The following is a 13179-nucleotide window of genomic DNA, read 5'->3' as shown; positions in this document are numbered from 1 at the left end:
CAGCTCTCCTTTATAAGGTTATTACAGTCTTTCATTTTGTATATTTTGCATAAACAAACCCATATCCACCGTTATACTGTATCTGATACCACCCATTATACTCACCGACTACTTTTAATTCTGCGCCATACGGTACTGCCCCTATCTTTCTTGCAGCAGTTGAACTATTCACTCTTACATTTAATCCACTTCTAGCAGTAACTTTTACAGTCTTAAGCACAGTTATATTTGACAGATTAGATGTCACTGCTACGTATTTACCATATACGTATCCTGTCTTACCATTGTAGTCAATCTGATACCAACCATTCGATTCACTAATCAAGTTTACAATATTTCCTGCATGGAGTACTCCTATAACTTTGCTTGAGGTACTTGCACCTGCTCTTACATTAAGTGCAGATACAGTTACTATTCCATAATCGTATTGAGGTGTTGGGGTTGGCGCAGGTGCTGGTGTCGGCACCATCTCGCCAAATAAATTTTGTGATGCCGGTGCAATTCTATTATCAATCTTAGCCGTTACAGTTTTTTGATTCTTAACTGCTTCTATAAAGGCATCTCTTACGAGCTTATATGTGTCAATATAACTCTTTGCAACATCAGGGTCTGTAAACCCTTTAAACCCGTCGCCGCCAGTACCCATGAAGTTATTCGTTGCAACAAGATATGATGCATTCATGTCTATTGGTGTGCCGTCAGATTTTTTCATGTCAAATACTCTCTGCATGGAAGGCATAGATGGGTCATATTTGAATGAAAGCCCTGCCACCTGTATGCCTTTGCCACCATCCTGAACAGCCTGCTCAAGAACAATCTTTATCTGGGCACCAGTCATTTTCATTGTAGCTATTGTATTGTCAAAAGGCATCAATTGATATATCGTTCCAACTGTTATATTGCCCTTTGGAATGTCAATTCTTAATCCACCATTGTTAGCAAAGCCAAAGTCTGCCCCTACCGCATCTTTTGTTACCTGAGCCGCCCAGTTGCCAAGAATAGAATCTCCATAAGGCTGTGCACTTTGAGCTCTTGTTAAATCAATTGCAGCTTGACCTATTACTTCATTAAATATAGGCCCTACATCTTTATTTGCTTTATCAACTATAGACTGAACTTCAGCGTCAACTACAGGGTTTGCCGTCTGGTATAAAGGAATATTGTTATTGTATTTCATATCTCCGGCTGTAACAGTACCGTCAGCATTTAATGTTATCTTCAGGTCAATAAATCCGTTGCCATAGCTTCCTGCTACACCAACAGGAATACCATTTACCTTTGTCTTAATTATTGTGTGTGTATGTCCGCCGAATATCGCATCTACACCTTTTACCTGCTTAGCAAAATCTATAAGGTTACCTGTTATAGCATCTGTAGTTTTATCCTGATTCGCGCCCATATGTGCTAAAACAATAACTATCTGTGCACCCTGTCCTCTCAAATCCGTTGCAAGCTGATTTACAACTGGCACAGGATCTTTAAAATCAACATTTTGTATATATGCAGGCATTATTATATCAGGAAATTCTTTGTTATCTACAATACCTATTATGCCAATTTTTACTCCGTCTCTTTCAATAATTACATAGGGCTTTGTATAGCTTACAGGTTTACCAGTTGTTTTGTCATAAACATTTGCCGCAAGAACCGGAATTGTAGAATTTTTCAATGTTGCATTTTGTGTATCAATTACTGAGTCGATTCCCCAGTCATACTCATGGTTTCCAAGTGCCATTGCGTCAAAGCCGATATTTTTCATCATGTCAATGACCGGCTGTCCTTTTAAAACATTGGACATCGGCGTTCCCTGGAACATATCTCCGCCTGACAGTATAACCGTATTAGGATTTGCTGCTTTCATGTCCTTTATCTGTTTTGCAAGTACTCCGCCTATCTGTTGCGTTATTGCCGTACCATCGCTTAATTTCTCGGCGCTTTGCAGGTATCCGTGGAAATCAGTGACTTCTACGAAATCAAATGTTTTCGGTGTTGCAGCAAATACTGCTTGTGGTATGTAGGTAAAAAACATACTAAATATCATCAATGCTGTAACAAAAATACCAGTTATCCTAGACCTTCTAAACATTTAAATCCTCCTCTTAAAAATATTTTATCCATTTGATAATAATTAATTTAGTTATCACCTCCGGATTTACTCAAGACTTTCAGTACAAAAATGGGATTTTTAGATTTAGAATAAGTATATAGCATTGATGTTAACTTGAAGTTATGTAATTATTAATTTTGTGTAAACTATTATTATACATCAGATGTCAGACAAGTCCTAAAATAATTATATAAAACTCTTTTATGATTTTTAAAACATGATATTAGACAAAATAAGCGACTTAGCGATAGTTAATAATTATTTCCTGATTTTTTTATATTTTTACAGCAATTTTTAGCATTTTTGAATTTATAACAAGAAATCCCTCTTTAATATAAAGGGATTTCTTAAAAAATCTATACTTTCACTAAATTATAACACTTCAATGCCTTCTCAATATAGCCTTCTGATCTATTTAAAAGCTTTTGGGCTTCATACTTTTCAAGTCCCGTCAGGATCATCAATATTGTTAGTTTGACGTTATAATCAGTCTCGCTTAATTTCTGTTCTATAATAACATCATCAGCTCCCGTTGCAAGTTTAACTATCCTTCTTGCCCTGTGAACTAATTTTTCGTTTGTAGCCTGTACATCAATCATTAGGTTGCTGTATACTTTGCCAAGCTTTATCATAACACCTGTAGATATCATATTTAATACAAGTTTCTGGGCAGTTCCTGCCTTCATTCTTGTAGACCCCATTATCACTTCAGGACCAACAACAGGCACTATCATTACATCAACTAACTTTTTCATCTCACAGTTGAGATTACATGATATGCCTATTGTAGATGCTCCGATTTCTTTAGAATATTGAAGGGCTCCTAATACATAAGGTGTTCTGCCGCTGGCAGCAATGCCTACAACAATATCCTTGCTTGATAAATTCCTTTCGATTAAGTCCCGTTTGCCTAATTCACTGTTATCTTCGGCGCCTTCCACTGCTTTTCTTATAGCCGTATCTCCTCCTGCAATAATTCCCTGTATCATTTCAGGATCTGTTCCATATGTTGGAGGACATTCTGACGCATCTAATATTCCAAGCCTTCCGCTTGTACCCGCGCCTAAGTAAATAAGCCTGCCGCCTTTTTTTAACCTTTCTGCTGCAATGTCCACAGCTTTTGCTATATTAGGAATTTCCTTTTCTACAGCTAACGGAACTTTTTTGTCTTCATCGTTTATTTTTCTTAACATATCTTCAGTGCTTAATTTATCAATGTCCAGAGTATCTGGATTTCTTCCTTCAGTTATAAGTTTTTCTAAGTTCATAGTATCAGCCCTTTCTAAATCTGAATTTCGTACCCGGTTTGATTAAATCTGCCAGAATGTGCTCTTCTTCAGGTATATATCCTACTACATTTACCCTTTCATCTTTAGGTAAATCAACCATGCAGATATTAAGCTCTCCAGAATACCTTTTGAAATTTTCATTATCTATTGTTACACAATATTTTTTTCTCTCAACGCAGTTGTGTGCTTTTATTTCTTTCCCTATATTTGCATAACCTCTTGATTCCTCTGATCTTACAATGTATTCAGGTGAATCAGGCCTATTTGTATGGACATGATTAAAAATTATATCTTTTTCATTATCCATAATATCTTCAACTAAATTAATTTTTAATTCGATTACATCCTTATCTATTGATGTAACATTTTTTATCTCATCTACAGTGGCATATGCATCTCCAAAGTATACGTCATCTATTCCTGAATAGATTAAATGCCTTGCTGCCGTATCAGGTTTTATATTTCTATGAATTTCAAGAGTCGGTAATCCTTCATATATTGGACCCCTTCTGCCTTTTAGAGATGGGATAAATGCCGAAACTTTAAGTCCGTAATTTTTTATCATGGTAGTTTTTTCTTTAAAAAATTCATATGAAAGCCCCGTATATGGTTTGGGATAAAAGTTATGACAGGTTCTTAATTTATTCAAATCAGCCTTTTGGCTTATTAATTCATCTATTTGTTCTTTTGTTATTGTACTTGCATTTAATTCTATTTTTATATCGAACTCGTTGTTTGTCATTTCAGCTATTTCATCATTTGTAAATCCATAATCAAGTCTTAAGCAATCTATTCCTAAATTATGAAATTGTTTTAGATTATTTGGTGATGAATTTAATATATTCATCGTAACAGGTGAAATATCTATCGTCAGCTTCATATTTAATAATTTAATATGATTTATTAAATCTTCAATCTCATTCATTTTTTTATCATAATCAACCTCTGGCATATGCATCGATGTAAAAACCATGCTTATGCCATTGTCTTTTGCAGTCTTTATATATTCTTTATTTTTTTGATGTGGAAAATCTTCTAAAGTATATACTGAAATTCCGAAATCCATATAATCATCTCCTAAAAGGGGCAAACTGCCCCTTTTTATTTATGCATTAAAGCTAAATGGTTGAGTATCTTTTACTTCTTCGTCTGCAGGATCCTCAAACCCTAGTAAAAACGTTGCTATAAATCCCGCAATATATGATATAATCAAACCGATGATATAATATATAATTTTGTTTGGTTCAATAATTGCAGCAAGAGGGATTCCGGATATACCTAAACCTCTTGCGCCAACTACTTTTAATGCCTCAAATGCGCCTCCAAAAGCTGCACCAATACAAGCTCCAATGAATGGTCTTCCAAGAGGTAATGTAACACCATAAATCAACGGTTCACCAATGCCAAGAATACCAACAAGTATCGAACCTTCTATAATCTTCTTAAGCTGTTTGCTCTTTGTTTTAACGTATACCGCAATTGCTGCACCAACCTGACCTGCACCTGCCATTGCTAAGATCGGAAGTAATATGGTAACACCGGTTGATTGTATTAATTGCATGTGTATCGGTGTCAAACCCTGGTGTAAACCTGTCATAACTAATGGTAAGAAAGTTCCTGCAAGTATAAATCCGGTAAATACACCAGCTTTACCAGCAATTGCAACAGTCACTGCCTTGCCAATAGCATCAGCTATATATCCACCCAAAGGTTGTAATACATAAAGTGTCGCAAAACCTGCTATTAAAATTGTCAACAAAGGTGTTGCAAGTAATTCTATACTATTCGGCATTCTTTTTCTAATATTTTTTTCAAGCCAGCTTGCAAATGCGGCTGCAATTAATACAGAGATTATTCCGCCTCTACCCACAACAAGAGCACTACCGCCAATTTTAATGTCTGCCAAAACAGGATTATAAATAATACCTGCAAGTATGCCACCAAGTGTCGGTGAACCTCCAAATTCTTTGGCTGTATTCATACCTATCATAATACCCATATAAGTAAAAATTGTACTTCCAAACAAGCTTAACATAGCAAGTAAATTCTTATCTGCTATCCAATTAAACTTTGTCGCAACATTGGTTATGCCAAGTATCAATCCGCCGCCTATTAATCCAGGAATCAAAGGAATAAATATGCTTGCAATCCTTCTTAAGAGAAGTTTAAACGGCGTTCTATTTTTTTCACTGATTGCAGCCTTGATTTCCTTTGCGTCTCCAAGTTTTACGCCAATTTTTTTAGATGCTTCACCTGCAACTTTAGATACAAGTCCAGGTCCTAAAATAACCTGTAGTTCTCCTCCTTCTTCGTTAACTTTAATAACACCGTCAATTTTCCTAAGTGATTCCATATTAACCTTATCATAATCCTTTACAAGCACTCTTAACCTCGTCATGCAATTTGTAATTGATATGATGTTTTCTTTACCGCCTAATTCCCTGATGATGCTTTCAGCTATGTCTTTTTCTCTTGACATTTTCCATCCTCCTTTTCTATATTTTGTAAAAAATTGATTGTTAATCAGCTATCCCCCTTTCATGTTATATTATTTCATAAATATATCATATTTATGAAAATTTATTTCATGTTTAAGTAATTAAATAACTGCCTCAATAATATCTGTTTTTCCAGCAGTTGCTTTGCCAATAATTTTTCTGAATTCTTTAATTTTTCCCATGTTCGTTATAATTATAGGCGATATAAGTGATTTGGCTTTTGACTTAACAATCGCCATATTTATCTGTAACAATTTATCTCCGATTTTTACTTTATCACCTTCATTTATAAATGTAGTAAATCCTTCGCCATTTAGCTTTACTGTATCTACACCAACATGAATCATTATCTCTATTCCATCTAAAGTTTTAATACCTATTGCATGCTTAGTCGGAAACACAGTTGTTATAACGCCATTAACAGGAGATACAAAAATATCTGATTTAGGATTTACTGCCACACCATCACCCACAAGCTTTTGGGCAAATACTTCATCTGGAACTTGTGCTATATCTACTATGTCACCATCAACTGGAGCCTTTATTAATAGTTTCTTGCAATTCTTTTTGAATATATTAAACATATGGTCCTCCTTCAATATTTTCTTGATGAAACGGCTTCGCTTGTATTTTCTAAATATTTTATTATATCTTCATATTTTTTACATGCTATTATAGAAAATAATATATCTATCACATTGAGTTGTGCTATCCGTGACGCCATCGCACCACTTCTAAAAATTGCTTCTGTAGAATATACAAAGAGTTTTATATCCGAAACCTCTGTTATAGGCGAATTGCCGAATCTTGTTATACAAATTGTTGTAGCTCCCGAATTTTTTGCTATCCTTAGAGCATCGACAGTATCAGCTGTTTGTCCGGAATATGAAATACCTATTGCGACATCACCATCACTAATGTTGGCTGCAGATGCAAGCTGCATATGCGAATCACTGTATGCCGTACATGATTTATTTATCCTCATAAATTTCTGTAGCATATCTTGTGCTACAATTGCGGATGCCCCAACACCATAAATATCTATTTTATTCGCATTTAATATAGCATTAGCAGCTTTTTCCATTTCATTTCTATCAAGCATATCCATTGTTTTTTCTATTGATTGCATATTATTTTTGGATATTTTAACAACAATAGCATTTATATCATCATTTATATTTACAAAACCTTGAATGCTTTTTGTTCTATACGTATAATCTGCAGAAATCTTTATTTTTAAGTCTTGATAGCCTCTGTACCCAAGGCTCTTGCAAAATCTAACAACGCTTGCTTCACTTGTACTGCTGTTTTTTGCAAGTTCTCCTATTGACAAATCCGAAATCTTATCAGCATTTTTAATTATATATTCGGCAACCTTCTTTTCCGACGGTTTTAAATTATTTATAACTGCTTTAATTTTTTCTATATCTCCTGCCATGTTAATGTTTTCACCTCTTTCTATTCATAATTATATTACATATGAAATAAAATTTCAAGTGTTTTTTATTATTTTGTAATTTAGTTTCATGTAATATTTTAAAGTGTAAATTAAATTTCTTAATAGAATTGTTACATAGCATATATAAAAAAAAGAAGCCGGAAATTCCGGCTTAAAATTTACTTAATTTCATTTATATTGCGGCAGAAAATCTTTATTTTCATCAATTATATCATCCAGAATTTTTTTTGCCACTGTCGCAGATGGTACAAGCGGATGTATTGTTGTATTTGTATCATAAATGCATGTTATTTTAAAACCTTAATAGTAATAAACGTGGAAAAATTTATATATGCTCGTCATAAAATCAAAAGTCAATTAATTATAGCTTATCTCCATTAGATTCTATAACATCTTTGTACCAGTAAAAGCTCTTCTTCTTTATCCTTCTTAAGTCCTTTAAATCAAATTCGTCTCTATTGACATAGATAAAACCATAACGCTTGCTTATACCTTGATGTGTGCTGACAAGGTCAATTGCTGACCAAGGACAATATCCTATTAAGTTTACACCATCAGTTATCGCCAGCTTAGCTTGTTCTATATGTTTGCGTAAAAAATCAATCCTGTAATCATCATTTACTTCATCGCCTTCCTCTAATTTGTCATAAGCACCTAATCCATTCTCTGTTACCAATAAAGGTAAATTATATCTTTCATTTAATTCACGCAATGTACTGCGAAAACCTATAGGATCGATTTCCCAGCCAAATTGTGTTTTTTCTAAATAAGGATTAGAAACTCCTCTGTATACTCCAGGTTCTCCAATTGCAATTTGCTGATCTCCCGTTGAATTCTTATCAGATGAGTCGTTCTTGATTTCAGCTACAGTTGATGTTGAATAATAGTTAAATGCGATAAAGTCAGGCTTCCCACTCTTTAAGATTTCCATATCTCCTTCTTGAATGACAGGTGTATATCCTTTCTCCTCCAAGTAGCTCCATGCTATACTATTGTATCGCCCAAATACAGCTGCATCTAAGTACAGCCAGTTGCGGATTGACGAGAAGTTTGAAGCAGCAATTACATCTTCAGGCTTAGAGCTAGCCGGATAGATTGATATGATATTTGGCGCAGGACCAATTTTTGCATTTGGACACATCTCATGGCATAGTTTCATCGCTTTTGCCTGGGCCAAAAGCATATGGTGGTTTTGCTGATACAATTCTTTTTGTGGATTTTCTATTTTAGAATCAACAGTTCCAAGAACTGCTCCGTATAAAATCATCATATTTTGTTCATTAATTGTTAACCAATATTTCACGCGATCGCCAAAATATTTAAATAAAGTTTTAGCATAGTTTTCATAAGCATCTATCGTATCTCTATTTGACCAACCACCCTTTTCTTGCAATGCATAAGGTAGATCAAAGTGATACATTGTGACAATAGGTTCAATATTATGTGACAGCAATTCATTTATTAAATCGTTATAAAAGGCAATACCTTTTTCATTTATTTCCCCTGTGCCTTTCGGATAAATTCTTGTCCATGCAATAGAAAAGCGATAAGCTTTAAGACCCATTTCTGCAAATAAAGCTATATCTTCTTTATATCGATGATAATGATCACTTGCTACTTTAAAATCTGATGTTCCTTCAGGATACTTTCCCATATCAATGACAGATGGTCCTTTCCCGTCTTCATCCCATGCCCCTTCTACTTGATACGCTGATGTGGATGCTCCCCATAAAAACCCTTTTGGAAATGATTTTAATTTTGAATGGATCATTGTAAATCTCCTTTCTCAATATAAATATACAATAATCAGCTTTTCCAATTAATCTAAATCTTCCCCATTTGTTTCAATCACCTTTTTGTACCAATAGAAACTATCTTTCTTGCTTCTTTCCAATGTTCCATTTCCCAAATCATCACGATCAACATAAACAAATCCATACCGTTTCTTCATTTCTCCAGTTCCAGCAGAAACCAAATCAATACATCCCCACATCGTATATCCCATCAAATCAACGCCATCAATATTTATAGCGTCTCTCATTGATTTAATATTTTTGCGCAAATAATCGATACGGTAAGTATCATGTATGCTTCCATCTTTCTCTTTTTTATCATCCCATCCAATGCCATTTTCTACAATCCATAAAGGTTTATGGTAACGATCATATAAAGTATTTAATGCAATTCTTAAACATGCTGGATCAGTAGCCCATCCCCATGCATTTGTCTCTAAATATGGGTTTTTTACTCCCATCATAAAATTACCGCCGCTTTTAACAGCATCTTCATGTGTTGTAACTGTAGTTGAACCATAACAAGAGAAACTTAAAAAATCGGCTGTATACTTTTCAATAAGCTCAAAATCTTCAGGTTCTGTATCCAGTACAATACCTTCTCTTTCATATTTTTTCAACCGATAAGCTGGATAATGTCCGCCTGTCTGTACATCTGAATAAAATAATGTTGCCTGAGTCATTTCCATAACCTTTAATTGATCATTAGGATCACATGTATAGGCATAAATTGGCTGATACGCCAGCATTTGTCCAACTTTTATATTCTTATTAATTTCATGTGCAGCTTTCACAGCCTTTGCACTTGCAACAAATTGATTGTGAGCTGCTTGTGCTTTGTTTTGAGGTGACGGATCAGACAATCCACCTGCAACAAAAGGAGCGAACTCCATACAATTTATTTCATTAAATGTTAACCAGTACTTAACTTTTCCTTCATAATGTTTAAAAACTGTCTTTGCATAGTTTTCAAAAAAGTCTATACATTTTCTATTTGACCAGCCTCCATATTTAATTGTCAATTGAATTGGTGTCTCATAATGTGATAATGTTACCAGTGGTTCAATACCATATTTTGCACATTCATCAAAAACTGCATCATAAAATTTCAAACCCTCTTTATTAGGCTCTGCATCATCACCATTTGGGAAAATACGTGCCCAGTTCATACTTAAACGAAAGGCCTTAAAGCCCATCTCGCCCATATATGCTATGTCTTCTTTATATCGATGGTAAAAGTCACTTGCAACATGGCTTGGATAGTATTCACCATCAATAACTGCAGGAATACAATCTTTAGGAAATTGTACATTCCCAAATGCAACCACTGAACCCGTTTCACCAGTTTTTACATTTTTATAAGTCACTCGACGAGGAACCGTAATAGAACCTGCTGTCATGACGTCTGCCGTGTTAACCCCTTTTCCTCCTTCATTCCATCCACCTTCATATTGATTGGCAGCAGTTGCACCGCCCCATAAAAAATCCTTAGGAAAACCTTCCATGATATATTCCTCCTATCATTTCTTATTCTAAAGCACCAGCAGAGCTGGTGCTTTTATTTAAAGTTTTCTCTAACTATTCATATTTTCATATTTTGCTTCTTCTAAAGCAGCAGCTTTTTCTTTTGCCACTAATTGCCTTTCATAAATCTTAAAGAACGGATACCAAACAATTGCTGAAGGAATTAACATTAAATAATCCCAAATTGCATTTTGCCATCTTAATGTCGATAAATATGAACCAAATCCCATTGGAAGCAAAGCTGTGATAGGTATCCATGCGGGTTGCAAGAAACCAAATTTATATCCCAGATATGTGCAAAACATAACAACAGGGATATTTAACACATAAGGAATGGCAAGAATAGGATTGTACATGATCGGCATACCAAATGTAACAGGTTCATTAATTCCAAACCATCCAGGAACAGCACCAATTTTTGAAACCGCCTTAATTTGTTCTGATTTAGAGCGTAATCCCATTAACACAAGCGGTAAAGTGTTGCCTGTCCCACCAGCAATAGCTATTGTCAAAAATAATGTGACTGGATAAAATACTAATGGTTTGCCAGCTTGATGTAATGCAGCATTTGAAGCTGCCGCTTGAATAATTAAAGGTAAAATAATCGAAATAACAATCATTGTGCCATGAATTCCAAAAGTCCATAATAATGCAGCAAAAATACCAAGAATAAACATACCTGGAAGTGAAGTTAAAGCATTTAATGGAATTCCTAATACTTTCATAAATCCAGAACACACATTATAAGCCCCTCCAGTAGCTACAGAAACAATTGTAGAAACTGATAAGAAGAAAATGACACTGAATAACAATGGTATAATTGATGCAAAACCGTCTTGTAGGAATGGAGGTACTACATCAGGCATTTTTATGCGAATATTTTTGTCAGCACAGAATTTTTCAATATGCACAGATATAAACACAACCGCAAAACCTACAAACATACCTTGTGCACCAAGATAAGTCATGTCAATTCCTGTAATTCCTTGTTTATTTGTAATTAAAGTACCAGCTACCAATAAAAAGCTTACCAATGCATCAACAGCATTCATTATAGGTGATTTCATTTTTAAATTTTTAGCATAATTATATGCTAATATTGCAACAACCCACAATGATAATGAATTCATTGTAAATTGATACGGCAGATAGAGAATTGAATAAATCTTGCTTTTTGTACTAAAAAGATTTAACATGCTTTCACTGCCTACCGAAGAAAGAATTTGGAATATAGCGCCAACCATGATGATACCCATTAACGACATCATGGCTGCTTGAAGAGCAGTTAAAAACTTATTTTTCCCTAGCTTCTGTCCAAAGTCCTGAAGTTTAACCATAAATTTGCTTTCTAATAAATGTTCCATTATACCACTCCTTTTCATATAATTTATTTTTGCATTTGTAAAACCCTATAATAATTTAAACACGGGTTTTACTATATTTATAAAGGATTAACCTCCAATTTTGACATTTAATATATAATGTGTTATATTAACACATAGGAGACATAGGAGGTATCCTTATAAAACAAGCTTTTAATAACCATTTTACGTTTTTTATGATAATTTTATATTGTGCATGTCTTTTTCTTTTTTTGCTTCAAATTTAATCTATTTTTTTGAATATAGGTCTTTAGCTAACTTCATAATATTAGGGCAGTTTCCAACAGCATAATCAAATGATGGAATTGCAGCACATGGCAAACCGGTATTTTCCTTTATTTCTTGTAAACGATATGACACTTGAGGACCAACTAGAATTATATCATAATTTTGATATACATCTTGATACTCTCCCAAGCCTACTGCTTTAATATCAAGTTCTTCCCCAGCCTGCTTCCAATAACTTTCCATCTTTTTCATTAAAATGCTTGTCGACATCCCGCCAGCGCATACTAATAAAATTTTCATACTTTTCTCCTCCTTTTTACTAACTTACAAATTTTTTTAACATTTGACATCTATAAACATATTTATCATGATATTTTTGAATAGTTAATTACTTTACCTTTTCATAACTATATAGTTTTTTGTAAAGGAATATAATTTCTTTAATAAGTTCGTACGCAAGCATACTTGTCATAAAATGATCTTGTGCATGCACAAGCAATACATTAATTTCTTGTTTCTCGCCGTTAGCCTCCTTAAATAGCAACTCAGTTTGCGCTTTGTGAGCTACATGTGCTACTTCTTCTGATTTAGATAATAATTCTTCCGCTTTCTCAAAATTTCCTGCTTTAGCTTCCTTTAATGCTTGAAATGCAAAAGAACGTGCATCTCCTGAGTTTGCAATGATTGTCATCGATACCAAGCTGATTTCGTCATCCATATATTATCCCTCGCTTTCTTAGAAAAGTAATGTTTCTTAAGTCAAAATCACTATTACAAATATTTCAATAATGATTTCTTTGCTTTTTATTTATGCAAAAATCATGCCAAATTAAAATTAGGTATGTGATTGCAATATCAGTAAGCCTTTTCACTTATTAATATTAATGTGTATTATTGTG

General features: G+C 34.1%; 11 protein-coding genes. All 11 read right to left on the bottom strand.

Annotation, left to right across the window (positions count from 1 at the left end):
• Nucleotides 1–31: 31 nt before the first annotated feature.
• Nucleotides 32–2086 (bottom strand): 5'-nucleotidase C-terminal domain-containing protein, encoded by a 2055-nt coding sequence (locus Q2T46_RS10920; protein ID WP_303265450.1) that lies wholly within the window; start codon nucleotides 2084–2086, stop codon nucleotides 32–34.
• Between the two features lie 377 nt (nucleotides 2087–2463).
• On the bottom strand, nucleotides 2464–3375 hold the full coding sequence (gene murQ / locus Q2T46_RS10915) for an N-acetylmuramic acid 6-phosphate etherase (RefSeq protein WP_303265451.1): 912 nt from the start codon (nucleotides 3373–3375) through the stop codon (nucleotides 2464–2466).
• 4 nt (nucleotides 3376–3379) lie between these two features.
• Complete coding sequence (locus Q2T46_RS10910) at nucleotides 3380–4462, bottom strand: DUF871 domain-containing protein (protein ID WP_303265452.1); 1083 nt, start codon at nucleotides 4460–4462, stop codon at nucleotides 3380–3382.
• Nucleotides 4463–4501: 39 nt separating this feature from the next.
• Nucleotides 4502–5875: a PTS transporter subunit EIIC gene (locus Q2T46_RS10905; protein WP_303265453.1), complete on the bottom strand. Its 1374-nt coding sequence runs from the start codon at nucleotides 5873–5875 to the stop codon at nucleotides 4502–4504.
• Between the two features lie 120 nt (nucleotides 5876–5995).
• Nucleotides 5996–6478 (bottom strand): PTS glucose transporter subunit IIA, encoded by a 483-nt coding sequence (locus Q2T46_RS10900; protein ID WP_303265454.1) that lies wholly within the window; start codon nucleotides 6476–6478, stop codon nucleotides 5996–5998.
• Between the two features lie 11 nt (nucleotides 6479–6489).
• Nucleotides 6490–7332, bottom strand: a complete 843-nt coding sequence (locus Q2T46_RS10895) for a MurR/RpiR family transcriptional regulator (protein WP_303265455.1) — start codon at nucleotides 7330–7332, stop codon at nucleotides 6490–6492.
• 382 nt (nucleotides 7333–7714) lie between these two features.
• Complete coding sequence (locus Q2T46_RS10890; RefSeq protein WP_303265456.1) at nucleotides 7715–9124, bottom strand: glycoside hydrolase family 1 protein; 1410 nt, start codon at nucleotides 9122–9124, stop codon at nucleotides 7715–7717.
• Nucleotides 9125–9172: 48 nt separating this feature from the next.
• On the bottom strand, nucleotides 9173–10651 hold the full coding sequence (locus Q2T46_RS10885) for a family 1 glycosylhydrolase (RefSeq protein ID WP_303265457.1): 1479 nt from the start codon (nucleotides 10649–10651) through the stop codon (nucleotides 9173–9175).
• A gap of 69 nt (nucleotides 10652–10720) precedes the next feature.
• Nucleotides 10721–12034: a PTS transporter subunit EIIC gene (locus Q2T46_RS10880; protein WP_303265458.1), complete on the bottom strand. Its 1314-nt coding sequence runs from the start codon at nucleotides 12032–12034 to the stop codon at nucleotides 10721–10723.
• Nucleotides 12035–12280: 246 nt separating this feature from the next.
• On the bottom strand, nucleotides 12281–12580 hold the full coding sequence (locus tag Q2T46_RS10875; RefSeq protein ID WP_096230757.1) for a PTS sugar transporter subunit IIB: 300 nt from the start codon (nucleotides 12578–12580) through the stop codon (nucleotides 12281–12283).
• An 88-nt stretch (nucleotides 12581–12668) separates the two neighbouring features.
• Nucleotides 12669–12998 carry a PTS lactose/cellobiose transporter subunit IIA gene (locus Q2T46_RS10870; protein WP_303265459.1) on the bottom strand — a complete coding sequence of 110 codons (330 nt, stop codon included), beginning with the start codon at nucleotides 12996–12998 and terminating at the stop codon, nucleotides 12669–12671.
• Nucleotides 12999–13179 lie beyond the last annotated feature (181 nt).

Source organism: Thermoanaerobacterium sp. CMT5567-10 (assembly GCF_030534315.2).
Classification (GTDB): Bacteria; Bacillota; Thermoanaerobacteria; order Thermoanaerobacterales; family Thermoanaerobacteraceae; genus Thermoanaerobacterium.
The sequence above is the reverse complement of the archived record's forward strand: the minus strand, read 5'-3'. Positions and strand labels throughout refer to the sequence as shown.